This is a genomic window from Mycobacterium bulgaricum, assembly GCF_041287165.2.
Lineage (GTDB): Bacteria > Actinomycetota > Actinomycetes > Mycobacteriales > Mycobacteriaceae > Mycobacterium > Mycobacterium bulgaricum.
The window spans coordinates 39,034-62,734 of sequence record NZ_JBGGKV020000014.1 but is presented as its reverse complement, the minus strand read 5'-3'; the positions used below and the strand labels follow the sequence as shown (position 1 = coordinate 62,734).

Here is a 23,701-nt window from a genome sequence, read left to right as displayed (position 1 = left end):
GTTCTACTTTAGTACACCGCGCAGGCCGCCATGGTTGCCCTTGCCCAAAGTGGCGACCCTCAACACCGGCCAGCCCTGCGCCGCGGCCATGGCCGCGAGGTCTCGCCGGGGGTTGACGGGGACCGGATGGCCGACCAGCGACATCAGGGCGATGTCCTCGTTTCCGTCGGCATAGAAATAGCCGTCTGCCAGCTCGATGTCGCGGTCGGCGCAGAACTGCGCCACCGCGTCGGCCTTGCGTTTTCCCCAGATGACGGGACGGGCGATCTTGCCGGTCAGCCTGCCGTCGTCGTCGACTTCGAAGTGGTTGCACAGGACATGGTCGATCTCCAGGTACCGGGCGACCGGCTCGGCGTGGATGGTCAGCGCAGACGAACTCATGACGACGGTGTGCCCGCGCCGTTGGTGGGCCAGGACCACTTCGTGCATGGCCGGGAACATCCTCGACTGAACCCGCTCCTGAAACAGCCGCTCGCCGACCTCGTCCAACGCGGTAAGCGACTCTCCCCGCAGATAGCCCGCCGCACGTTCCAGCAGTTTCGCGAAGTTGACCCGGCCGAGCCGGTAGCGCATCGCGGCTTCGATGACGCCGGTGACCTCACCGATACGGGCCTGGCGGCGCCGGATGCGGTCGCCCGCGTGGGCCGTGGCGGTGAAACCGTCGACGAGAGTGCCGTCCAGATCGAAGAAGGCCCCGATTGCCGGCCCGGGCGGGCCGGCCTCGACCTGCGCAACCAGATCCGCCGGGGTCACGGGGACCGTGGTCACATTCCGCTCCTCATATCACGGGGCAGCTAAAAGGCCCTGACACGCCATGCTACGGGCGTCATCACGGGTGCTGGTTTACTCTGTGGCCTGGTCGCCGCAGACAGCTGGGCCGGTTTGGGTAGTTTGGTCTTGCCGGGTTCAGGATGCAGCCTGCGCGAGTAGCACTGAAACGGTGCTTTCGCAGTATGCGATGAGCGGCCTGACATGGAAGGTGAACCTTGGACGAGCAAGCAACCGAAGGCACTAACGCTGGGGGGGCGGCGTCCTCTTCGACGTGTGTCGTCACGGAACGATGGGTCGACAGAACGGCCGTCGTCGCGGTGGCCGGCGTCGTCGACATGCTCACCTCACCCGAGTTGGAGACCGCGATCGACACCGCGTTGCAGCAGAAACCCGGCGCTGTGGTCATCGACTTCACCGATGTGGAGTTCCTCGCCTCGGCGGGCATGGGCGTCCTGGTGGCCGCCCATGACAAGGCCGGCTCTGAGGTCGAGATCAGCGTCGTAGCCGACGGCCCCGCAACGAGCCGTCCGCTGAAGCTGGTCGGCATCGCCGACATCGTGAAGCTCTACCCGAGTCTCGATGAAGCCCTTGCGGCGAACGACACATAGAAACTTCGCTTAAGAACGTGCGCCGTGGGGTAGCCACCGACTGCCATGATCGATGCCATGCCTCCCACTGAGGTAGCCAACGCCCAACGTTTCGAACGATTCGGCCTCGACGCCGACGCCGGGGCGGTTGCGCGTGTGCGTCAGCACTTCACCGACTGGCTCCGGCAGTTCTTCGCGCTCGACGACGTTCGGCGCAGCGACGTGGTGCTCGCCATCAACGAGGCGCTGGCCAATGCCGCGGAATTCGCCTATCTCCAGGTCGACCGGCCGGGCACGATCGACATCCAGGCCATCTACGACGAGAAGTCCGAAACGCTGTCGGTGTGTATCGAAGACCGCGGCACGTGGCGGGCCCGCCAGACCGAGCCGGCCCCGCGGACGCGGGGCCGCGGTATCCCGCTGATGGAGACGCTCTCCGACGACGCGGTCATTGAGCCGTCGACGAGCGGCACGACGGTCAAGCTCGAGTGGCGCGGAGTAACCCGCCTCTGATCACGCGGGCCGGTAGGTGCCCTTGCCGGTCCCCAGCGGTAGATCCAGCGTCGTCCGGATACCGGGAGCGGCCTCCATCACGTCGGGGATGGCATTCACGATGCGGCCTGCGGCCGCGAGGATCGCTGCGTAGTTGTGGTCGCCGTTGCGGCTGGTCGGGCAGATGTCCATGACGTAGGACGGCTCGCCCGTGATCTCGACACGGTAGGACCCGCCCTCCTGGGCAGGCTGGGCCCAGTCCGGCCGCAGATCCCCGCGCAGCCGCGTGATGTGTTCCACGACGATGACGGGTTCGCCACCGACGAGGCCCTCGATCAGGAACCGGACGGCGGCCACCGTGCCCTTCCGGATGGTGCCGACGGCGACGTCGAAGTCCTCCGGTGCGGGCTCCTGTTCCACGGAGTCGCGGATCTCGTCGACGGCGACCCCGAGCCCGGCGGCGAGCTGGCGAATCCCGACGCCCCACGCTGCGCTGAGCATGCCCGGCTGGTAAAGGAACGGCAGATCCCCGATCTCGTTACCGAAGCCCATCACGTCGAACATCACGGTCGCGCCGTCGTAGGTCGCGTAGTCGGCGATCTCCATGGTGCGGATCTGGCTGATGCTCTGGCAGGTGCTGGCCAGCGCCAGGGGGAGGAGGTCGGTGACGAACCCTGGATCCACGCCTGTGATGAACAGGCTCGTATTTCCTTGGCGCGCAGCGTGTTCCACCTTTTCGATGGTGTGGTCACCGATGACACCCCAGGGGTAGGACAGAAACCCGGGGGAGGACCCGACGACGTTGATGCCCGCCTCCAGCAGCCCGCGCACGTCGGCCAGCGCCTCCCGGGGGCGGATGTCACCCATCGCGCAGTACACCGCGCAGTCCGGCTTGGCCGCGATGATCGCGTCGAGGTCATTGGTGGCCGCCACGCCCGTCACCACGTCGAGGCGCGCCAGCTCGCCGGCGTCCTTGCCGATCTTGGCCTCGGTGGACACCCACACGTTCGTGAGGTCGAACCGGTCGTCCTCGATGAGCTGACGCAACGCCAGACTGCCGCAGTTACCGGTCCCGATGAGCGCCACACGAATAGCCATGGCCAGCAGTATGCGTGCTCACAGCACGAATTGGAACAGGTTCTAATTTGCGTCTGGTAGGTGCGGTAACCTGACGCCCCATGGGACGCGTGGACGGAAAAGTGGCACTCATCAGTGGCGGCGCGCAGGGCATGGGCGCCGAAGATGCGCGGGCGCTGATCGCCGAGGGCGCCAAGGTCGTCATCGGTGACATTCTCGACGAGAAGGGCCAGGCGCTGGCCGACGAGATCAACGCCACGACACCGGACTCCATCCGTTACGTGCACCTCGACGTGACACAGGCCGATCAGTGGGAAGCGGCGGTCGCGACGGCTGTCGATGCGTTCGGCAAGCTCAACGTGCTGGTCAACAATGCGGGCACGGTGGCGCTCGGCATGATCGGCCAGTTCGACATGGCCAAGTGGCAGAGGGTGATCGACGTCAACCTCACCGGGACGTTCCTCGGGATGCAGGCATCGGTCGAGGCGATGAAGTCCGACGGTGGCGGTTCGATTATCAACATCTCGTCCATCGAGGGTCTGCGCGGCGCGGTCATGGTGCATCCGTACGTCGCCTCGAAGTGGGCGGTGCGCGGATTGACGAAGTCCGCGGCTCTGGAGCTCGGCCAGTACAACATCAGGGTCAACTCGGTGCACCCCGGATTCATCCGCACCCCGATGACCAAGCACTTCCCCGACAACATGTTGCGCATCCCGCTGGGCCGGCCCGGCCAGCCCGAGGAAGTCGCGACATTCGTGGTTTTCCTCGCCAGCGACGAGTCGCGCTACTCCACGGGCGCCGAGTTCGTCATGGACGGCGGCCTCGTCAACGACGTTCCGCACAAATAGGCACGTTCCACACAAGTAGCCGCCGCGGCGCGGGCCCGACAACCGGTGCGTAGGCTCGTGTCTCGTGAGCGCACGGGCCGGAATCGTGGTGACGGGGACCGAGGTCCTCACCGGACGCGTCCAGGACCGCAACGGTCCCTGGCTGGCTGACCGTCTGCTCGAGCTCGGCGTCGAACTGGGGCACATCACACTGTGCGGGGACCGTCCCACCGACATCGAAGCCCAGCTGCGATTCCTGGCAGACCAGGGCGTCGACCTCATCATCACCAGCGGAGGCCTCGGACCCACCGCTGACGACATGACGGTCGAGGTCGTGTCGCGGTTCTGCGGCCGCGAGCTGGTCCTCGACGCGGGCCTGGAAGCCACGATCGCCGACATCGTGACGCGGCTGATGGCGCGGTTCCCCGGCGTCGACCCCGGTGCGGTGATCGCCGCCAACCGCAAGCAGGCACTCGTCCCGGCCGGCGCCGTGATTCTCGACCCGGTCGGCACCGCTCCCGGCGTGGTGGTGCCGGGCAGTCCGACGGTCGTCGTTCTGCCGGGCCCGCCGCGCGAGCTGCAGCCGATGTGGGAGGCGGCCGCGGCGACCGACGAGCTGCAGGCCGCCATCGCAGGCCGGGTGCGCTACCAGCAGGAGACGATCCGGATGTTCGGCGTGCCCGAATCGGGACTCGCCGACACCCTGCGCGACGCCGAGAAGCTCGTCGCCGGATTCGACCGACTTGAGATCACGACCTGCCTGCGCCGCGGGGAGTTGGAGATCGTCACCCGCTACGAACCGCAGGACGCGCAGGCCTACGCGGGGCTGATGGACGTCCTGCGGGACCGGCACACCCACGAGCTGTTCTCCACCGACGGCGCCTTCGTCGACGACCAGGTCGCCGACCTCCTGACAGGCCGCAGCATCGCGACGGCCGAGTCGTGTACCGCCGGGCTGCTGGCCGCCCGGCTCACCGAGCGCGCCGGGTCGTCGGCCTATGTCGCGGGAGGTGTCGTCGCCTACTCGAACAAGGGGAAAACCGAGCTGCTGGGAGTCGATGCCGCGCTGATCGCCCGGCACGGCGCGGTATCGGAGCCGGTCGCCGAGGCGATGGCCGCCGGTGCGCTGCGCCGGTTCGGCGCCGACACCGCCGTCGCCATTACCGGCATTGCCGGCCCCGGCGGTGGCTCGACGGACAAACCCGTTGGCACGGTGTGCTTTTCGGTCGCACTGGCAGATGGCACCGGGATCACCCGGACCACCACGCTGCCCGGCGACCGGTCCGATGTCCGTGAACGCTCCACGACGGTCGCCATGCATCTGCTCCGCAGGGCGCTGACGGGTCAAGGTTAGGGTGTAGCCATGGTTGACACCGACGGGCGACAGGCCGTCTCGGCGCTTGCCGAGCAGACCGGATGGAATCACCGCGTCGCCGACCGCAGCGACTACTTCAACAAGGGCGTCGTGCGCATCCACGTCGTCTGGCAGGGCGACACCGCGATCAGCGGCGGCACGCTGTACCACGACGACCTGATGCAGACCTACACCAAGGACCTGCCGACCATCCAGGGCTGGCTCAAGCGGTAGATGGTCAGTGCTGGTTGCTGGTCTCCCACAGCTCGCTCATCGCCGCCATGATCGCCTCCGCCTCGCCGAGACCTCCGAGGTGACTCTCCCCGGGTAGCGGGTAGAACTCGGCGTCGGGCAGCAGCGCCACAACGTGCTTACCGTGCTCGAACGGGACGATGTGGTCGCAGTCGCCGTGCCACCAGCGGACCGGCACCTTGACCTCGTCGAGACGAAAGCCCCAGTCCCTGGCGAAGACGACGACGTCGGCGAACGGGGCGGCGAGCTGTTTGCGACTGCCGTTGAGCAGATCGTCGAGGAACATCGCCTTGAACTCCGGTCGCACCAGCAGCCTGCGGTCCCCCTCGGGGGAGATGCTTGCGTAGAGGTACAGGGCCGGCTCGGCGACCGGCTTGATCAGGCGGATCAACCCCGAGGCCACGAGGGACAGCGGCGTACCCACCCGTTCGAGAAGGGGGGCGACCGGCAGGCCGACCTTGCCCATCACGCCACCTCCGATACCGTCGGTGCCGCGCGTCGGGGCCACACCGCCGAGGATGCCGACCGCGACCACCCGGTCGGGCATCGCCGCGGCGCAACCGAGGGTGTACGGGCCACCACCGGAGAGCCCGATGATCTCCATCTTGTCGATGCCGAGCGTGTCGGCAATGGTGCGCAGATCGTCGGCGAAGTCGATGACCTTGCGGTACTCGTACGGCGTCGACGAGCCGATGCCGGGGCGGTCGACGCCGATCAACCTGATGCCGTTCTTCTCCGCGAACAGGCGGGCCTCGACCGGGATCTGGCGTCGGGCCCCCGGGGTGCCGTGTAACCAGAAGATCGCCCTGCCCTGAGGATCACCGAACTCGGCAAAACCGAGCCGGCGGTCGGATCCGACCAGGACGTTGCCTTCGAGCTTGGGACGGTCGATGTCCAGTGCCATGGGCGAAAGTGTCCCATGCGTATTTGTGGGAGTTACTTCGCTTCCGCGAAGACGTAAGACCCGACGGTGGTCAGCCGGTCGTCGGCGCCTTCGTCGTGCATCGTGACCCGGACGGCGACGATCCCGTCTGCCCCCGGCACGGCCTCGGTGTCGACCCGGAAGGGTCCCGCCTTGCCCCGGGCGACGAACATGACGTGCGACGAAACCCCGTGCAGGCGGGTCGTTCCCGCGAACTCGACGGCGCGGTGCCGTGCCGCGGTCTCCAGCACCACGAACTGCGGCCCGATGTGCAGTGCCGCGTCGGGGGAGGCGACGTCGACGGACAACTCGGGCAGGCCCCAGCGACCGTCGGTACGCAACCGCGCGCCGAAAACCTCCCACAACGGCGGCAGATCGGGGGAGTCCTCGATGGTGAGCGGGTTGGCTTCCATGCGTTCCAGGCCCTGCGGCGGCACCCCGATGCTCACGCCCTGACCTTCGATCAGTGCCAGCACCCTGGCCGGGTGGTCGGCGTCGACGATCGTGGCCCGGCTGTACCCCATCTGCCTGCCGCGGCGTAGCTCCTCGGAGATGATCTCGATACGGCCGACACCGACTCCGGGGTCGACGATCTGACAGGAATGCACAACGGGATTGGGGACTGCCTCCAAGTCCGACATGTGACCGCTCTCGGGCGCCGCAATGCCGAACACCGCGAGGAGCACGCCGCCTGCGTCGTCGCGCATGTCGCGACGCAGCGCGACGGTGTTGTCTTCGGGGCCCAGGTCCATCTGCGCATAGCTGCGGCCGATGTAGCGGTAGCTGAGCAGGCCGCCCCATCGGCGGCGCAGCTCTTCGGCGTATTCCTGCGGTGAATCGGCGAGTTCCCGAATGTCTCGCAGCATGCACGCCCCTCGTGGTCAGCCGCTCACCCAGCCCGGTGGTCGGCGGTCGGCCCACGGTAACGCCGTTTCCAGCTGCGCGGCCAGCTTCAGCAGGATCGCCTCGTCGGGTGCCATCAGCTGGACTCCGATCGGCAGCCCGTCGGACGTGACGCCCAACGGCAGTGAGATCGCAGCCCACCCGGTCACGTTGGCCAGCGACGTCCAGCCCGTCGTCGCGAATTCCACGTCGAAGAAGGCGCGGGTGGAGCCCCTCGGCTGGTCGAGCAGGCCGAAAGGCGGGGGTGTGCTGAGCAGGGTGGGGACCAGCAGCACGTCGGAGCTCGTCATCCCGGCGGCGAACCGGCGGGTCTGGGAATGCACCGTGGCTATGGCGGCGGCGTACTCCGTGCCGGTGGTCGTCAGCCCTTCTCGCACCATCTCCCAGGTGCTCGGTTCGAACTCGTCTTCGTCCGGTTCGCGCCCGAGAACCTGGCAGGCGAGTTCGAAGAGCTGGGCATTGCTGACGGTGTGCAGGACCGCGATCGCTTCGGCGACGGCGTCCGCGTCGATCATCGGGACCCCCGGCTCCACGGCGTGCCCCAGCTCCTGCAGGACCGCACCGGTGCGCTCCACCGCGGCTGCCACGGCGGTATCGGTGGCAGGCCCGGGGAACGGAGACGATGTGGCGATCATGATGCGTTGCGCTGCAGGGGTTTCCGCGATTCCCTGCAAGAACGGCTGTGCCGGCAGGGGCGCAGAGTAGGGGTCTCCGACCCCCACGCCCGTGACCGCATCGAGCAAAGCAGCGCTGTCGCGCACCGTGCGAGTGAGGGCGTGCTCGTTGACCAGGCCCTCGAGTCCGTGTCCGGCGCTCGGACCGAACGACGTGCGGGCGCGGCGCGGTTTGAGACCGACGAGGCCGCAGCACGCGGCAGGGACGCGGATGGATCCGGTGCCGTCGCCGCCGGAGGCCGCCGGGACGATTCCGGCGGCGACCGCGGCCGCCGAACCGCCGCTGGATCCGCCGGGGGTGATCTCCGGTGACCACGGATTGACGGTCGGCCCGAACAGCGAGGGCTCGGTGGTGCAGTGGTTTCCCCACTCGGGGGTGTTGGTCTTTCCGAAGATCACCAGGCCCGCCTCGAGATAGCGCTCGACGATCCACGCCGTCTCCGACGCCACGTGCCGCCGCAGCGCACGCGAGCCCATCGCTTCGGGCGCCCCGGCAAGGGAGGCGCCAAGATCCTTGAGCAGGAGTGGAACTCCGGCCAGCGGCCCGGCACGACCGGTGCGCAGCACGCCGGTGTCGTCGAGTGCGGCGGCCTGCGCGCGCCCTCTGTCGAACAGGTCGGCGACCACCGCGTTGAGCACACGTCCGGCTTCCAGCCGCACGATGGCGGCCTCGAGGAGTTCGGCGGCGCTCACCTCTCCTGCGGCCGCCAGAGCCGCCTGCCCGACCGCGTCGATGTCTGACAGGCCGAACGCCGTCGATGTGTCCATGACGCGGATCATCCTGCCCGCCGAGGACACCGGCAACTCGTCGGCCGGTCAGCCGACCGCCGAGGAGTAGCCGACGATCCCGACCAGTACCGTCGCCGCACACAGGGCGAAGGCGCCAACAGCGAAGGGCCATGCGGTTTTTCGTCGAATTAGCGCGACGATGGTGACGACGATCCCGACCACTGCGATGCCCGCGGCGGCCAACAGCGACGTGAAGACGGCGTTCACCGCGCCGTCGACGCTGCACGTGGACGGCGGGCAGTGGTCGAGGAACGCCAGCGAAAACAGACCGAAGAACGCGGTGGCCGCGACGAGGACGACCATGAGCAGCAGCGTGACGATCGAGATGGCGACGTCGGCGCCCGACCGTCGCGGCTGCGCGGAGGGAGCCGGGTAGCCCGGATATCCCCTGCCGTCAGTCGTCATATCCGAGGCGCCTCCTGGCCCTGCTCTCGGCGATCTCGGCGTCCTTGCGCACCACGGATTCGGTCATCTGCAACGCGATCAGGATGTCGGCGAAGGTGATGAACAAACCCCACCAGTACATCCAGCGCAGCTCCGGATCGGGCTGGGAGGCGAAGTATCCGATGAGGAAGATGGGCCCGACGATGCCGAAGACGAACATCATCACCTGAATCCGCGCATACACCCACAGAGTCGACATCGGGCCGAAGTGTCCCCCGCAGACACTCGCGCGTCAACGGCGGGACGACCTAACCTGAGGGGAGCCTCCGCAGAGAACAGGATCCACCGACATGCGTCGTATCGCGCGTACCGTCCTCGCCGCCGCCACCCTCACCGCCGCCTGGGGGCCTGCCCTGGCCGTCGGGACGTCCGCGACGGCGACCGCGGTGTCGGAACCCAAAGTCCTGCCGTTCACCCAGATTCTGCGGCGTTGCGACTTCAGCACGTTCCAGTACGTCCACGGCGCGTACTACGGACGTCCGTCCGGAGTCCTCCGCGCCGAGGGCGGTGATCTGGTCGCCGACATCCAGATCGCCACGGGCACGCCGAACAGCCGCTTCGACGTGAAGATGATCCAGGTGCCGCGTTCACCGGCCCTGAGCTGCAACGCCGGCGACCCGGGTGTCGCGGTGGCACCGCTGACCACCGACGGTGCGGGCGCGGGTGCGACCACCGTGCGCGGGCCGATCGCCTCCGACGCCACGGGGGTGTGGCTATCGATCACGAGGCCGGGCCCGTTCTCGCAGATGCCCGAGGAGTTCTACACCACCGACGTGGTCTTCGCGATCTGACCGTCCCGACGGTTCAGGCCGGCACGACGATCGTGAGGTGGTTTCCGCGCCGCTCGACCCGCATGCCGGCGCGTCGCGCGACGGCGGCCACCGCGGCGGCGTCGCCGGGATCCGACCGCGTTCCGGCCAGAGCGCGCGCCAGCCGGCCTTTGTGCGCCTTGTTGAAGTGACTGACGGTGGTGCGCCGCCCGTCAGCGTGCTCGGCCGCCACGTCGACCGTCACGGCACCCGGCACCTTGCCGAGCGCGGCATACGATCCCGACCGCAGATCGACGACCAGCTCCTGCTGGGCCACACCTGCCAGAACCGCCTCGAGGGCGGGTTTCCACCGCGCGGCGAGCGTGGGACGGCCGGGCAGCTTCGAGCCTGCCGAGAGCCGGTAGGCCGGGATCCGATCATCTGCACGGATGAGCCCGAACAATGCTGACACGACGGTCAGCCGCTCCTGCGCGCGTGACACGGCGGCGCCGCGCAGCGATTCGACGTCGAGGGCGTCGTACAGAACGCCGGTATAGCGGTGTATCGCAGGCAGGGTGGGCGCGGTACGCAGGACCGCATTCCGGTCGATCTCGGCATCCTGGGAGGCCGAGATGCCAAGCGCCTTGCGCGCCGCGGGCCGGTCGGCGGCGAGGCCGACAAGGTCGCTGACGAGTTCGTCCCGCGTCGCGTTCAAGGCGGGGGAGCTCATGGTGTCCAGCGACAGGGCCGGGCCGTCGCCGCCCGGGCGCTTCGTCTCCGAGGGCGGCAGCAGCACGATCACGGCACAGACGCTATCGCCCGGTCACCTCAGGCCGGCGGGGCGCCCGGAGGGGGAGGCGGCAGCGGCACACCCGGCGGAGGGGGCGGGATGGGAGCGCCGATCGGCGGCGGAGGCAGCGGGCCGCCCGGAGGCAGGGGGACGTCCTGGCCCGCGAGGACGACGGGAGCTCCCGGCGGCGGAGGAGGTGGCACCGGTCCGGGCGGCAGCGGAGGCGGCGGGAGCTGATTGATGGGCGGGGCAAGCAGCGGATCCGGCATCGGGGGAACGTTGGCCGGCATCGGGAGGAACATGTGGTTGGTGAACTGGTCCTGGTAGGCGCCACCGCCCCCGACCTTGACCCCGCCACCCTCGCCTGAGGACACCGGCGTGCCGTCGGGCAGGGTCACCGCCGTGTGGCCGCCGTTCCAGCCGACGACCAGGGCGCCCGGCGCGGTGCCGTACTGGAAGCCGCGGGCGAGAAGCGCGTTCTCGATGTTTCCGGTGTGGAACCTGTCGCCGTAGACCGGCCTGCCGGTCGCGGCGTTGGTCACCCACGACACGAGACCGGAGCAGTCGGTGCCGGCGGGAGAATCCCCGCCGGCCACGTACGGAGTGCCCGACACCTGGTTGACAAGCGTCAAGAGTGTTGCGATGGCAAACATGCGGCCGGACATTAACAGAGGGTCTCTAAATGGTCCAAAATCTGTGACGGCGGGCACAATTCATGTGTATCGATCAGATGAATCACGAAAACTGTTGCGTAGAGCACACATTGAAATGGCACGTCCACTGCGTGTACCAAATCGCCAAAGATGATGAACGACAAACACTTTGAACAACTTTCGGTGGCGATCGGCAGCATCGCGGGCTCGAAGAGGCCTCCACGAAACGGGTTTGCCCGCAGGAGCCGAGTGCGCCCGGGCAGCCGTTCAGCGGCGGGCGAGCAGGAGCGGGACGCGCTGTTCGGCCGATGTCAGGGAGCCGTGCTGGCCTACCAGCGAAGATTCGACCGGTTCGGCGGTGCGGCGGAGCATGCCCGCTGAGCCCGTCGCAGCGGCCACGACATCCCCGATTCGAAGACGGACATCGTCGGTCACATGTTCGCCGAACCACCCTGCCTGGACCGCTTCGTCGCCGGCCGCCACCCAGGCCCGTTCGCCGAGAATCGCGCGCCAGGCGGCCAGCACGTCCTCCTGCGCGCCGGGGCGAACATAGACATGGCGGGCTCTCACCTCGCCGCCGATGGCCTCCGTACCTGCTGTGAGCTCATCACTGGCGTCCAGGTCGACCACGTTCGCATCGAGGGCGACCATGCCGTGATCAGCGACCACGGCCAGCAGCCCGCCCGCAGGTAAGCCCTCGACGATCGATTCCACGAGCTTGTCGACTTGCCTCAGCTGCAGCCGCCACGCCTCGGAACCGGGGCCGTGCAGGTGCCCCACCAGGTCGAGGTCCGCGTGGTAGCCATAGCAGAACCCCCTGTCACCGACCACGGAGCGGATCGTGGCGGCCAGATCGCCCATCGTGTGCACGCCGACGAAGGTGCCGCCCCGCAGAGCGGCCCTCGTCAGCCCGGAGCCGGCGAACTGCGCGCCGGAAATGACGCTCACGGCGACGCCCGCCGACGCCGCCTTTTCGAACACCGTCGCCCGGGGCTGTACCGCCTCCGGTAGCGCACGGTCCCGCAGATCGTCACCCCACGGGTGGGGGCGCCACCGCAGCGCGTTGATCACCCCGACGTCGGGCAGCCGGAAGGTCATGCCGACCATGCCGTGTTCCCCGGATCGGCACCCGGTACCGACAGCGGCCAGTCCGGCCGCTGTCGTCGCCGGAAATCCGACCTGAAGAGTGGCGCCGCGCATGCCGGCGAGCACCGGGGCGTCGTCGGCGAAGCTGTCCAGCAGTTCCGCGCCCAGTCCGTCGATGAGGAGCACGCACGCGCCGGCGACGTCGTGGTGAAGGGGGATGCGCGTCTCGAAGCCGGCCACGCCCATCGCGGCGAGCACCGACGGCGCCACGTCGGCGAGGTGCGGGACGGCCGGATCGGGGCGGGGCAGCGGCTCCACGTCAGAACTGGGGGAGCCGGACCACCTGCACGAAGAACTCGTCGATCTGGCGCACCGCGTTCATGAACTGATCGAGGTCCACCGGCTTGGTGACGTAGGCGTTGGCGTGCAGCTTGTAGCTGCGCAGAATGTCTTCCTCTGCCGAGGACGTGGTCAGTACGACCACCGGGATGTGGCTGAGCTCAGGGTCGGATTTGATCTGTTCGAGCAGCTGCCGTCCGTCGTATTTCGGCAGATTGAGATCGAGCAGGATCAGATCCGGCCTCGGCGCGTCCTGGTACGGCTCGCGCCGGTAGAGGAAGTCCAGCCCTTCCTCGCCGTCGTGGGCGACATGCAGGGTGTTCTTGATCTTGTTGTGCTCGAACGCTTCGCGCGTGATCAGCTCGTCCCCGGGGTCATCTTCGATGAGCAGGACGTCGATGGCGCGTTCACCCGATGTCATGTAGCCGATCCTTCCAGGAGGGGATCCGCCGTGTCATCCGCCCCCACCGGCAGGGTGAACCGGAAGCGGGTGCCTTCGGTGTAGGTCGTGTCGATCCAGATGTTCCCGCCATGGTGCTCGACGATCTTCTTGCACAGCGCAAGGCCGATACCCGTTCCCGTGTACGCGTCGCGTCCGTGCAGACGCTGGAAGATGATGAAGACCTTCTCGGCGAACTCGGGGGCGATTCCGATCCCGTTGTCGGTCAACGTGAAAGACCATTCCCTGCCATCGCCGGTGCCGGTGCCGTCGACGCTCGGGGCGCACTCGATGACGATCCGTGGTGCGACGCCGTCGCGCCGGAACTTCACGGCGTTGCCGATCAGGTTCTGCCACAGCATCGCCAGCAGTGTCGGATCACCCTTGATTGTCGGCAGGCCGTCGGCGGGCCGCACGATCACCGCCTCCGACTCCTCCACGGCAGTGGACAGGTTGCCCAGCGCGCCGTCCAGTGTGGCGTCGAGATCGACCTCGGTTTCGGTTGCGTTGAGCCTGCCGACGCGGGAGAAGGTCAGCAGATCGTTGATGAGGACCTGCATACGTTTGGCTCCGTCGACGGCGAAACCGATGTATTCGGTGCCGCGCTCGTCGAGCTTTTCGCCGTAGCGCTTCTCCAGGAGCTGGCAGAACGACGCCACCTTCCGAAGCGGCTCCTGGAGATCGTGCGAGGCGACGTAGGCGAACTGCTCGAGCTCTGCGTTGGAGCGTCGCAACTCTTCGGCATGGATGTCGAGCGCCTCGGTGGCGGCTCGTGACGCATCGAGTTCGTCCACGATCCGTTGCCGCATGTACTCCACGTCGTTGGCGATAGCGCGAATGTCCCTGGGCCCCTGCGCGACGATGCGTTCGGCGAAGCTGCCCTCGGCGATACGCCGGCAGGCCGCGGCCAGCGCATCCAGCGGACGCACCAACGCGCGTCGCGTCAGTACGGCCAGGATCACGATCGTCACCGCGAAGGCGATCAGCATCGCGATGAGCACGCCGTTGCGCCAGCTGCGAATCTGGTCGAGCTCGACGATGCCGGCGTTTCGGGCATCCGCCAGATGCTGGTTCTGAGTGTCGAAAAGCGCTCGCAGGCGGTCGAATTCGCGCTTACCGAGGCCCTCGGTGTCGACCGCCTGGGGGGCGCCCTCCCGCACACTGGCGATGAGCGGTTCGGCGTAGTTCACGCGCCACGCCCCCGAGGCCGATTCGATCTGGTCGAGGTCGTCGAGCAGGTCGGGGCGATTCTGCTCCAGCAACCGGATGTCGGCCGAGGCCTGCTGTTCGGTCAGCCGCCCCTGGTCATACGGGTCAAGGAACTGCGGGTCGCCGGTGATGAGGTAGCCGCGCACCGCCGTCTCCTGGTCCCGCAGCGCCGCTTGCAACTGGTATGCCGCCACCCGCGACGGCTGGATGTTCTCGATCAGCTGCGACGAGACCTGGTCGGTGCGGTTCAGCAGGACGGCCACCGCGATCCCGCCGACGAGAACGACGAACCCCATCACCGACAGGACGACGTATTGCCAGCCCTGCACGGTCAGTGCGGCCGCCAGACCACGACGCCGCTGTTGCGGACGAGTCACGGGATCCGTTCTACCCGGACCACGGCGATGTCATCGCTGATGCCGCCGTTCGACGCTGCGCGCTCCTCGACCGCGTTGATGAGCGCGTCGACGAACGCACGGCCCGGCAGATGCGCCAGGGACCGGGCGAGCTCGAGCAGTCCGGCTTCGCCGAGGCGTTCGTTGCCCCTGCCGATGTGCCCTTCGAACAACCCGTCGGTGAGCAGGACCAGCCCACTGCCTTCGGGAAGTTCGACCTGCTGCGGCACCCAGTCGCGGCCGTGTAGTCCCAATGCCGGGCCGCCCGGCGGCTCGACCCACTCCACGGTGCCGCCGCCGTGCAGCAGCATTCCCGGATGCCCAGCGCGCACGGCGGTGATGGTCGAACCCGTCGGGGGGATCCTCAAACTCAGCACTGTCGCGAAGATTCCCCGGCCGGACCGTTCGGCCCTCAGAATTCGCTCCAGCTGATTCATCCGGTCGGAGCCGTGGAGGCCGGCGAAGGTCAGGGCACGCCATGCGATGCGCAGCGCCACTCCGAGCGCGGCCTCGTCGGCTCCATGGCCTGCGACGTCGCCGATCATCACGTGAACGGTGCGGTCCGGCGTCTGGACGACGTCGTAGAAGTCACCGCCCAGCAGCGCGTTCTCCCGGCTGGGACGGTACTGGCTGACGATCTCGACACCCGGATCCCCGAGCAGCAGCGGGGAGGGGAGCAGGCCGCGTTCGAGACGGGCGTTCTCGCGAGCGCGGAGCTGGCTTGCATGCAGATCCACTGCTGTCAGCTCGGCGCGCTTGCGCTCGATCGCGTACAGCACCGCGCGGCGCAGCACCTCGGGGTCGACACGGTCTTTGACGAGGTAGTCCTGCGCGCCGGCCGAGACCGCCAGCACGCCGAAGTGCTCGTCGTTGAGCCCGGTGAGAACGACTACCGGGATGGTCCCGTCCTGCTTGGCGATGCGATTGAGGCCGTCGATTCCGTCGGTGTCGTGCAGATGCAGGTCGAGCAGAATGCAGTCGGGGCGGGCGATCGCGATCTCCTGCTCCGCCCTGGCCATCGATTCGGCCCAGACGACATCGATGCTGACCCCGGCGTCGGCGATCAACTCTTCGACGAGGATCGCGTCGGCACGATCGTCCTCGACGAGGAGCAGCGACAGCGTCTCGGCGTCATTCGGGGCAATCATGTTCCCCGGCATCCTTGCAGGCGCGCGCACCGCGCGGGCCGATATGTTCGATTGACAATTCTGAGGAGAATACCTGGGCCCCATCCCACTTGGACAACACATCGGACGGCGTTGCGCGCCGTCCGCCGGTTGGGGTCGCTGGTAATCTGCGACCGGTCGCCGGTTCCGACAGGTCTCACGACGAGGAGACCGCTCTGACGTAGACGTCGTTTCATCGAGGGACCGGCCTGTCAACTGCCGATGACGATGCCGCCTGGAAGCCGATCGAAATCTTGACGAAATGAGTGGTGTGCGCACCGGGGAGATCCGAGCCCTGTCGGGCCTGCGCATCGTGGCCGCGTTGTGGGTCGTGCTCTTCCACTTCCGTCCGATCGTGGCAGAGGCGGCGCCCGGCTTCAGTGAGGCGCTCGCACCCGTACTCAACGCCGGGGCGCAGGGCGTCGACCTGTTCTTCATCCTGAGCGGCTTCGTCCTGACGTGGAATTACCTCGACCGGATGGGCGGCGCCTGGAACACGGGGGACACGCTGCGTTTCCTGTGGTTGCGGTTGGCGCGGGTGTGGCCGGTGTACCTCGTGACGATGCACCTGGCCGCGGCGTTCGCGATCTTCACCCTGTACGTCGGCGCCTACCCGCTGCCCCCGCCGGTCATCGAATCGCTCAACGCCCTGAACTGGCTGAAGCAGTTCTTCCTCGTGCAGCTGTGGTTCCAGCCGTACTTCGACGGGTCGAGCTGGAACGGGCCCGCGTGGTCGATCAGCGCGGAATGGCTGGCCTACCTGCTGTTCGGCGGACTCGTGCTCATCATCTTCCGGATCGCCGCCGCGACGCGGGCGCGCGGTCTCTTCTGGCTGGCGATCGCCGCGGCGATGGCCCCGACCCTGTTGCTGCTCGCTCACGGCGTCTTCTACACCCCGTGGAGCTGGCTGCCGCGCATCGTCATGCAGTTCACCGCAGGCGCGCTGGCCTGTGCGGCAGTACGCAAGCTCGTGCTGTCCGACCGGGCCAGGAAGTCGGCCGGCGTGATGTCGCTGGTGCTCGCCGCCGCGATTGTCGGCGGGCTCTACCTTCTCGACACGTGGCCACCAGGGGAGATGATCGATGCGGGCGGTCTGGTCGACGTGCTCTTCGTCCCGTTCGTCATCACCCTGTCGGTGGGTGCGGGGACGCTGCCCGCTCTGCTGTCGACGCAGGTGATGGTTTACCTCGGCCACATCTCCTTCGGGCTCTACATGGTCCACGAGATCGTGCACACGGCGTGGAACTGGGCCGTTCTGCAGTTCTCTTTCGATTTGACGCCCAGCTGGTGGTCCAAGCTGGTCGTCGCGGGCCTGATCCTGTTCGCCGGAATCGCGGCGGCGCTGCTGTATCACGGTGTCGAGGAGCCGGCCCGGCGGTGGATGAGGCGAATGATCGAACCGAAGAAACCGCGCGCCTCCGGGCCGGTGGAGCAGCCCGCCGGTAGGCTGCAATCCGTCGCGGCGCGGGCCGGCTAGCGGTACGGGAACGCGGCGAGTCGTCGGGGCAATAAGAGTCCACCAACCCTAGGCTGGTGAAGTGAGTCGCCTTCTGACAGCGGTGCTTTCCCTCGCGGTGCTCTTCAGCGCCGCGTACACACCGGTACCCGACATTCAGCAGCGAGAGGTGCGCTACACCGACTTCGCGCGCAACCGCGTCGCCGTGATCGGCGATTCCTACACCACGGGAAGCGATCAGGGCGGCAATGGTTCGAGGGGCTGGACGCCGCGTGTGTGGGAGGAGCTCACCGAGCACGGGATCGCCGTGTCGCCGACCGTTGCCGCCGAGGGAGGCGCCGGGTACTGCACACGCGGCAATCGCGGCGGCGTGTTCGAGGACCTCACCATTCGTGCCGTCAAACCCGACGACGTGCTCGTGGTGTTCTTCGGGTCGCGCAACGACATGCAGGTGGAGCCCACCAGGCTGTCTGTGGCCATGTACGGCACGTTGCGGCTGGCACGCCAGATCGCGCGCTCGGCCGAGCTTCTCGTCATCGGCCCGCCATGGCCCACCACCGATCCACCGCCGGAGGTCCTGAGGATCCGCGATGTGCTCAGCTATCAGGCGGACCTGGCCGGGGCCACCTTCGTCGATCCGATCGCGGCCCGCTGGTTCGCGGGCAGACCCGAGCTGATCGGCAAGGACGGGGTCCACCCGACCGACGCCGGACACGCGTACATGGCGGAGAAGATCGCGCCGCTGATCAGTTCCAAACTGCACCCCTTCTGAGCCACGCTCCGCATCGGGCGGACATGGAAGAGGGGCGCCCATCCAGGGAATCCTGGTCGGGCGCCCCTCGACTGTTTCTAGTTCAGGTCGAAACGGTCGGCGTCGGCCACCTTGGTCCACGCGGCGACGAAGTCCTTGACGAACTTCTCCTTCGCGTCGTCTTCGGCGTACACCTCGGCGAACGCACGCAACTGTGAGTTCGACCCGAACAGCAGGTCGACCCTGCTCGCCGTGTACTTGTCGGCGCCCGTGGCGCGATCCTTGCCGACGTAGGTGCCGTCGTCGGCCGGGGACGGTCCCCACTTGGTGGACATGTCGAGCAGGTTGACGAAGAAGTCGTTCGTCAGCTGTCCCGGCCGGTCGGTGAGCACGCCGAGCTTGGTGCCACCGTGATTGATATCGAGCACCCGCAGACCGCCGATCAGGACCGTCATCTCGGGAGCGGTCAGGTTCAGCAGGTTGGCACGGTCGATGAGCTCGTACTCGGCGGGCAACGGCAGACCCTTGCCGACGTAGTTGCGGAAGCCGTCGGCCTTGGGTTCCAGGTAGGCGAACGACTCGACGTCGGTCTGCTCCTGGGTGGCATCGCCGCGACCCGAGGTGAATGGCACCTCGATATCGAATCCGGCTGCCTTGATGGCTGTTTCGAGGCCTACGACACCACCGAGGACGACGAGATCGGCGAAGGACACCGCCACTGCGGCCGAGCTCTGGATCTCCTCCAGTTTGGCGATCACCTGCGTCAACTCGTCGGTCTCGTTCGACTCCCAGCCCAGCTGCGGCTGCAGCCGGATCCGGCCGCCGTTGGCCCCACCGCGCATGTCACTGTGGCGGTAGGACGAAGCCGCCTTCCACGCGGTCGAAACCAATTGCGAGACCGTCAGACCCGAGTCGGCGATCGCGCCTTTCAACGTCGCGACGTCGGCATCGCTGAGCGGGGTGCCCGCCGGGATGATGTCCTGCCACAGCCAGGTCTCCTGGGGAACCAGCGGCCCGAGGTAGCGCACCACAGGCCCCATGTCGCGGTGCAGCAGCTTGAACCACGCCTTGGCGAACTCTTCGGCGAGCTCCTCGGGATGATCGAGCCAACGGCGCGTGATCTTCTCGAAGCCCGGATCCATCCGCATCGTCAGGTCGGTGGTCAGCATGCCCGGGTGCGTACGGCCCTTGCCTTGCGCCATCGGCACCGAGTTGGCCCAGCCGCCGTCCTTGGGCTGCCACTGGTGGGCACCCGCAGGGCTCTTGGTGAGCTCCCACTCGTTGCTGTACAGGATCTCCAGGAAGCTGTTGTCCCACTTGGTCGGGGTATGCGTCCAGGTCACCTCGAGGCCGCTGCTGACCGTGTCGTTGCCGACGCCCGAGTTGGCCCATCCCAGGCCCTGCTCCTCCAGCGTCGCACCCTCGGGCTCGGGGCCGTTCTCCACGGTAGTGGCGCCGTGGGTCTTGCCGAAGGTGTGCCCGCCGACGATCAGCGCTGCGGTCTCCACATCGTTCATCGCCATCCGGCCGAACGTTTCGCGGATGTCGGTGGCCGCCGCCAGCGGATCCGGGTTGCCCTCCGGGCCTTCGGGATTGACATAGATGAGGCCCATATGGCTTGCGCCGAGCGGATTCTCCAGCTTGGTCCGGTCACCGCCCGCGCCGGCGTAACGTTCCTGCGACCCCAGCCACTCGTGCTCGGCACCCCAGTAGACGTCCTCTTCGGGCTCCCAGTAGTCGGGCCGACCGAACGCGAAACCTGCCGTCTTGAAGCCCATTTTCTCCAATGCGCGGTTGCCCGCGAACACGAGCAGATCCGACCAGGACAGCTGTTTGCCGTACTTCTTCTTGACCGGCCACAGCAGGCGGCGGGCCTTGTCGAGGCTGACGTTGTCGGGCCAGCTGTTCAGCGGTGCGAATCGCTGCATGCCCTTGCCCCCGCCGCCGCGGCCGTCTGCCACCCGGTAGGTGCCGGCAGCATGCCACGTCATGCGGACGAAGAAGGGGCCGTAGTGGCCGAAATCGGCGGGCCACCAGTCCTGCGAGTCGGTCATGACCGCGTCGACGTCGGCGGCGAGTGCGTCGACATCGAGGGTCTTGACGGCTTCGCGGTAGTCGAAGTCCGGATCCAGCGGATTGATCGCTTCCGGATCTTTCTGCAAAATCTTCAGATTCACCGCGTTGGGCCACCAGTCGCGGTTGCTGCCACCCTCGACGGGAGGCTTGATCAGCATCGGACATTGGGCCGCTGCGGGCTCGGTCTGCGCCTCACCGATGGGGGGGCTTGTCTCGGGCAATGCGATTCCTTCCGTGGATGGTGCGTCGGGCTGCGATCACGGATGTGATCGGGAAACTTCTTCTGTCGAACCCCCGGCCGCCGAACAGCGCGGGCACGTGCCCCAATAGACGATCTCGGCTTCGTCCACGACGAACCCGTCGAGGTCGCCTGCAGGGTCGGCCGGGACGAGGCACGGCGCCTCGCCGACAGCGCAGTCGACGTCGGCGATGACGCCGCAGGACCGGCACACGACATGGTGGTGGTTGTCGCCCACCCGCGATTCGTAGCGAGCGACCGATCCCGAGGGCTGAATCCGGCGCACGAGGCCGACAGTGGTCAGTGCTGCCAGAACGTCGTAGACGGCCTGCCGAGAAACATCAGGGAGGACGTCGCGGACCGTACCGAAGATGGTGTCGGTATCGGCGTGCGCCAGCCCTGCGACCGCCTCCAGCACAGCTACCCTCGGACGGGTCACGCGCAGCGGAGTCCTACGAATCAGCTCCGCGTAGTCCGAGGTCACGAAGATGTTCTACCGCCTTTTCTGGACTCAGTCAAGAATTAATCAGGTCGATTAGAGCCCCCTGTTAAGGTGCCTCCGTGATCCGAAATGTGGTTCTGGCCAAGCTGAAGGCGGGCTACGACGCCGCCGAGATCGAGCGCATCCAGGACGGTCTGCGCCATCTGAACATCCCGGGGATGATCCGGTTCACCGTCGGCACGGACGCGGGCCTACGAGAAGGTAACTGGGATTTCGTCATCGTGGTCGACTTCCGCGACGCCGCCGCCTATCGCGAGTATGACGAGGACGCCGCCCACAACGAGCTCCGCGCACGGCTGGCACCTTTCGTGGATCAGATCGCCCGCGCACAAGTGGAGATCCCCGAGACCTGACCGCATCCTCACCGCGCACGAGGGGCGACGGTGAGGACAAGTTAACGCGTTCGGAAAGCCCGGCGCGGCCGGGCGTTACGGGAGACGGACACTCTCTCGTGATGAGCGTCTTCGACCAGATCGGCGGACCTCCCGCCGTTGCGGCAGCTGTCGACGATTTCTATCGCAGGCTGATCGCCGACCCCGCGCTGACGCCGTATTTCGACGGTGTCGACATGAGGCGCCTCAAAGGACACCAGCGTTCGTTCATCGCCGCCGCAATCGGCGGCCCTGAACCCTATCTCGGCCGATCAATGCGAGAAAGCCACGCGCAGTGGCACATTCAGGCCATACACTTCGACAGGGTGGTGGATCACCTCATCGAAACCCTCAGCGATCTGGGGGTGAGCGGATCCATCATCGAGCAGATCGGCGCGAAGCTCGCTCCGCTCAAAGACGAGGTCGTGTCCTCGGACGCGGCCTCGCAAGCCAGCTGACCCAGCGCTACAGCGGCCTGGAGTAGCGCTGCGCGAACCGGCGCAAAATCTCCATCGGATGAGTTACCTTGCGTTGTCGCGCAGCGTCTTTGAGAGATTCGGCGGTCTCCGGTGCGAAATAGCCGTAATCCTTGTAGACATCGATGCGGGTGCAGATCCCGTCGAGGTCGAGCTCGGGATGAAACTGTGTGGCATACACGTTGGCGCCGACCCGGAACGCCTGCACGGGGCAGTCGGCGGAGGTGGCCAGGCTGACGACGCCGTCGGGCAGTAGAGACGCCGCCTCCTTGTGCCCACCGAACGCGTCGAAAGTGTCCGGCAGGCCGGCGAACAGGGGATCTCGGTGCCCCTCGCGGGTCAGATCGACGGTCACCCCGCCGACCGGCTCACTGTGCGACCGGTCGATGACGGCGCCGACCGCCGCGCCCACCGTGCCGACGCCGTAACAACAACCGAGAAAAGGGAAATCGGCCGCGATGATGTCGCGAAGCAGCGCGGCGAGCTCGGCCTCCACGCGGTGCTGCGTCGTCGACTTGCTTTCGGGATCGTCGCTGACGTTGTAGGGCCCGCCCCCGAGAACAATGCCCGACCACTGCGAGAGGTCGACGTCGCCGAGCTCACGGTCGGTGAGCCGAATCCGCGGCATGCCCGCCTCGTCCAGCCCGGTGAAACGCATCATCGCCCGGTACTCGTCGTCGGCGGCTTCGTCCTCGCCACGGATCGACAACAGCAAAAATGGGGCGTCGGCCACGGGCCCAGAGTAGCGACGGGTTAACTTTGTCCGACAGTGAGAACGCTCATCGAATTCGACTACGCCCCGGTGTTCGCCGTACCGACCGCCGACGGCGTCCGGGAAGGCGTGCTGCTCGACGGTCCGCAGGGCTGGGGTGAGTTCAGTCCGCCCGCTGGGGTCGACGACGCGGTCGCCGCACGTTGGCTGACCGCAGCCATGGAACCGAGCACCGTGGGCTGGCCCGACGCGGTCCGAGGTCGCATTCCGGTGTCCGAGGCCGCGACGCGCCCCGTTGTCGTCGTGCATCACGTCGACGACGCCGTCGCCGAGGTGCGACGGCTCGCGCCGACATCGGAATTCGTCGAGCTGGTCTGCCGGAACGCGTCCGATGCGCAGGCCGTTCGGCAGCGCGTCGACGTGCCGGTCGCGGTCGACGCGCTGCTGCTCGCTGCCGCTCCGGGAAGCGCCGACATCGCCATCCTCAGGTGCGGCGAGCTCGGGGGAGTGCGACGCGCGCTGCGCCGTTTCGAAAGGCTCGGCCTTCCCGCAGTCGTGGACTTCACCGGGGCGACGAGTATCGGCCTGGCCGCTGACGTCGCACTTGCGGCATCACTACCGGAGCTGCCGTTCGCGTGCGGCCCCGTTCCCCGCTGGCTCGGCGAGTCCGACATCGTGTCGTCGCCGCGGTCTCTGTTACCCGCAGACGGATTTTTGCCCGCAGCGCCGATGCCCGCAGCGCCCGATCCGGGGCGGCTCGATCGCTTCCTGGTCACCGACCCCGCCCGGGTGTCGGGTTGGCACGCACTACTGCACCGCGCCGCGGCCCTGATGTAAGCGAAGAAACGCCTTTCCTTAATCGCAGACCCCATGAGGGCGATACCTGTTTCCTTTTTCAACTAATTGGCGCGCGGGGCCGAACGACCCGACGCGAGCGGGGGAGTTTCTGTCAACGAACATCGCTTCGTTGCAGAAGATGTCACGCCGGGTTGGCTGTCCAACGGCACTGCAGATCACCGCGCCTAATGTGACTTATCAAGCAGTCCTCGACATTTCGCTGCTCGGCGTGGCGCCGTCGACTGCCCCCGTGCTGCAAACAATTGCATCACGAAGCCGTGCGCGGCCCCTTCCCCAAAGTTGCGCACCGAAATTCTCGAAGTTTGCCGACATCGCTGATCACTGCCTTCGTTTTGCGGATAAT

Annotated in this window: 27 protein-coding genes; 11 read left to right on the top strand and 16 right to left on the bottom strand. The window is 67.3% G+C overall.

Annotated elements, in window-relative coordinates; genetic code table 11:
* Positions 1-3 precede the first annotated feature (3 nt).
* Positions 4-768, bottom strand: coding sequence for an HAD family hydrolase (locus ACAG24_RS25915; RefSeq protein ID WP_370475270.1), 765 nt, complete (start codon positions 766-768; stop codon positions 4-6).
* A gap of 218 nt (positions 769-986) precedes the next feature.
* Between ACAG24_RS25915 and ACAG24_RS25910 the strand changes: the two genes are divergently transcribed.
* Together ACAG24_RS25910 and ACAG24_RS25905 are read left to right on the top strand one after the other, a co-directional pair.
* Positions 987-1,379: an STAS domain-containing protein gene (locus ACAG24_RS25910; RefSeq protein WP_370475269.1), complete on the top strand. Its 393-nt coding sequence runs from the start codon at positions 987-989 to the stop codon at positions 1,377-1,379.
* Between the two features lie 45 nt (positions 1,380-1,424).
* Positions 1,425-1,871: an ATP-binding protein gene (locus ACAG24_RS25905; protein ID WP_370475268.1), complete on the top strand. Its 447-nt coding sequence runs from the start codon at positions 1,425-1,427 to the stop codon at positions 1,869-1,871.
* On the opposite strand, the gene ACAG24_RS25900 is transcribed toward ACAG24_RS25905, so the two are convergent.
* Positions 1,872-2,948 (bottom strand): NAD(P)H-dependent amine dehydrogenase family protein, encoded by a 1,077-nt coding sequence (locus ACAG24_RS25900; RefSeq protein ID WP_370475267.1) that lies wholly within the window; start codon positions 2,946-2,948, stop codon positions 1,872-1,874.
* A gap of 80 nt (positions 2,949-3,028) precedes the next feature.
* On the opposite strand from ACAG24_RS25900, the gene ACAG24_RS25895 reads away from it, so the two are divergent.
* The 3 genes from ACAG24_RS25895 to ACAG24_RS25885 all read left to right on the top strand — a co-directional run bounded on the left by ACAG24_RS25895 (position 3,029) and on the right by ACAG24_RS25885 (position 5,342).
* Positions 3,029-3,775, top strand: coding sequence for a glucose 1-dehydrogenase (locus ACAG24_RS25895; RefSeq protein WP_370475266.1), 747 nt, complete (start codon positions 3,029-3,031; stop codon positions 3,773-3,775).
* 64 nt (positions 3,776-3,839) lie between these two features.
* The gene (locus tag ACAG24_RS25890) at positions 3,840-5,108 is read left to right on the top strand and encodes a competence/damage-inducible protein A (RefSeq protein ID WP_370475265.1); all 1,269 of its coding nucleotides are present in this window, start codon (positions 3,840-3,842) and stop codon (positions 5,106-5,108) included.
* 9 nt (positions 5,109-5,117) lie between these two features.
* A complete protein-coding gene (locus ACAG24_RS25885; protein ID WP_370475264.1) occupies positions 5,118-5,342 on the top strand; it encodes a hypothetical protein in 225 nt (74 codons plus the stop codon).
* 4 nt (positions 5,343-5,346) lie between these two features.
* Here the strand turns inward: ACAG24_RS25885 and ACAG24_RS25880 are convergent, their stop codons facing one another.
* Genes ACAG24_RS25880 through ACAG24_RS25860 form a run of 5 tightly spaced genes read right to left on the bottom strand, consistent with a single transcriptional unit; the run spans position 5,347 to position 9,291 of the window.
* On the bottom strand, positions 5,347-6,264 hold the full coding sequence (locus ACAG24_RS25880; RefSeq protein ID WP_370475263.1) for an alpha/beta fold hydrolase: 918 nt from the start codon (positions 6,262-6,264) through the stop codon (positions 5,347-5,349).
* 32 nt (positions 6,265-6,296) lie between these two features.
* Complete coding sequence (locus ACAG24_RS25875; RefSeq protein WP_370475262.1) at positions 6,297-7,148, bottom strand: hypothetical protein; 852 nt, start codon at positions 7,146-7,148, stop codon at positions 6,297-6,299.
* Between the two features lie 15 nt (positions 7,149-7,163).
* Positions 7,164-8,627 carry an amidase gene (locus tag ACAG24_RS25870; RefSeq protein WP_370475261.1) on the bottom strand — a complete coding sequence of 488 codons (1,464 nt, stop codon included), beginning with the start codon at positions 8,625-8,627 and terminating at the stop codon, positions 7,164-7,166.
* Positions 8,628-8,675: 48 nt separating this feature from the next.
* Positions 8,676-9,053 (bottom strand): hypothetical protein, encoded by a 378-nt coding sequence (locus ACAG24_RS25865; RefSeq protein ID WP_370475260.1) that lies wholly within the window; start codon positions 9,051-9,053, stop codon positions 8,676-8,678.
* On the bottom strand, positions 9,043-9,291 hold the full coding sequence (locus ACAG24_RS25860; protein WP_370475259.1) for a hypothetical protein: 249 nt from the start codon (positions 9,289-9,291) through the stop codon (positions 9,043-9,045). Before ACAG24_RS25860 ends, ACAG24_RS25865 begins: the two co-directional genes overlap by 11 nt.
* A 91-nt stretch (positions 9,292-9,382) precedes the next feature.
* Here ACAG24_RS25860 and ACAG24_RS25855 point away from each other — a divergent pair, with 91 nt between their 5' ends.
* Positions 9,383-9,883 carry a hypothetical protein gene (locus ACAG24_RS25855; protein WP_370475258.1) on the top strand — a complete coding sequence of 167 codons (501 nt, stop codon included), beginning with the start codon at positions 9,383-9,385 and terminating at the stop codon, positions 9,881-9,883.
* Positions 9,884-9,896: 13 nt separating this feature from the next.
* Here the strand turns inward: ACAG24_RS25855 and yaaA are convergent, their stop codons facing one another.
* From yaaA to ACAG24_RS25825, 6 genes are all read right to left on the bottom strand, one after another.
* Positions 9,897-10,643: a peroxide stress protein YaaA gene (gene yaaA / locus ACAG24_RS25850; protein ID WP_370475257.1), complete on the bottom strand. Its 747-nt coding sequence runs from the start codon at positions 10,641-10,643 to the stop codon at positions 9,897-9,899.
* 26 nt (positions 10,644-10,669) lie between these two features.
* Positions 10,670-11,284 (bottom strand): NlpC/P60 family protein, encoded by a 615-nt coding sequence (locus ACAG24_RS25845; protein ID WP_370475256.1) that lies wholly within the window; start codon positions 11,282-11,284, stop codon positions 10,670-10,672.
* 267 nt (positions 11,285-11,551) lie between these two features.
* Positions 11,552-12,688, bottom strand: a complete 1,137-nt coding sequence (locus ACAG24_RS25840) for an alkaline phosphatase family protein (protein ID WP_370475255.1) — start codon at positions 12,686-12,688, stop codon at positions 11,552-11,554.
* Position 12,689: 1 nt separating this feature from the next.
* Positions 12,690-13,130 (bottom strand): response regulator, encoded by a 441-nt coding sequence (locus ACAG24_RS25835; RefSeq protein ID WP_370475254.1) that lies wholly within the window; start codon positions 13,128-13,130, stop codon positions 12,690-12,692.
* Complete coding sequence (locus tag ACAG24_RS25830) at positions 13,127-14,653, bottom strand: sensor histidine kinase (protein ID WP_370475313.1); 1,527 nt, start codon at positions 14,651-14,653, stop codon at positions 13,127-13,129. Before ACAG24_RS25830 ends, ACAG24_RS25835 begins: the two co-directional genes overlap by 4 nt.
* Positions 14,654-14,730: 77 nt before the next feature.
* Entirely contained in the window at positions 14,731-15,900 is a 1,170-nt protein-coding gene (locus ACAG24_RS25825) for a PP2C family protein-serine/threonine phosphatase (RefSeq protein ID WP_370475253.1), read from the bottom strand.
* Between the two features lie 280 nt (positions 15,901-16,180).
* Here ACAG24_RS25825 and ACAG24_RS25820 point away from each other — a divergent pair, with 280 nt between their 5' ends.
* Together ACAG24_RS25820 and ACAG24_RS25815 are read left to right on the top strand one after the other, a co-directional pair.
* Complete coding sequence (locus tag ACAG24_RS25820; RefSeq protein WP_370475252.1) at positions 16,181-17,395, top strand: acyltransferase family protein; 1,215 nt, start codon at positions 16,181-16,183, stop codon at positions 17,393-17,395.
* Positions 17,396-17,456: 61 nt separating this feature from the next.
* Positions 17,457-18,146 (top strand): Rv0518 family GDSL lipase, encoded by a 690-nt coding sequence (locus tag ACAG24_RS25815; protein WP_370475251.1) that lies wholly within the window; start codon positions 17,457-17,459, stop codon positions 18,144-18,146.
* A 77-nt stretch (positions 18,147-18,223) separates the two neighbouring features.
* On the opposite strand, the gene katG is transcribed toward ACAG24_RS25815, so the two are convergent.
* The gene (gene katG / locus ACAG24_RS25810) at positions 18,224-20,422 is read right to left on the bottom strand and encodes a catalase/peroxidase HPI (protein ID WP_370475250.1); all 2,199 of its coding nucleotides are present in this window, start codon (positions 20,420-20,422) and stop codon (positions 18,224-18,226) included.
* Between the two features lie 36 nt (positions 20,423-20,458).
* Positions 20,459-20,929, bottom strand: a complete 471-nt coding sequence (locus ACAG24_RS25805) for a Fur family transcriptional regulator (RefSeq protein ID WP_370475312.1) — start codon at positions 20,927-20,929, stop codon at positions 20,459-20,461.
* A 71-nt stretch (positions 20,930-21,000) separates the two neighbouring features.
* Between ACAG24_RS25805 and ACAG24_RS25800 the strand changes: the two genes are divergently transcribed.
* Positions 21,001-21,294, top strand: a complete 294-nt coding sequence (locus ACAG24_RS25800; RefSeq protein ID WP_370475249.1) for a Dabb family protein — start codon at positions 21,001-21,003, stop codon at positions 21,292-21,294.
* Between the two features lie 101 nt (positions 21,295-21,395).
* Positions 21,396-21,770, top strand: a complete 375-nt coding sequence (locus ACAG24_RS25795) for a group I truncated hemoglobin (RefSeq protein ID WP_370475248.1) — start codon at positions 21,396-21,398, stop codon at positions 21,768-21,770.
* Positions 21,771-21,777: 7 nt separating this feature from the next.
* On the opposite strand, the gene ACAG24_RS25790 is transcribed toward ACAG24_RS25795, so the two are convergent.
* Positions 21,778-22,521: a glutamine amidotransferase gene (locus ACAG24_RS25790; RefSeq protein WP_370475247.1), complete on the bottom strand. Its 744-nt coding sequence runs from the start codon at positions 22,519-22,521 to the stop codon at positions 21,778-21,780.
* A gap of 36 nt (positions 22,522-22,557) precedes the next feature.
* On the opposite strand from ACAG24_RS25790, the gene ACAG24_RS25785 reads away from it, so the two are divergent.
* On the top strand, positions 22,558-23,337 hold the full coding sequence (locus ACAG24_RS25785) for an O-succinylbenzoate-CoA synthase (protein ID WP_370475246.1): 780 nt from the start codon (positions 22,558-22,560) through the stop codon (positions 23,335-23,337).
* The last annotated feature ends 364 nt before the right edge of the window (positions 23,338-23,701 follow it).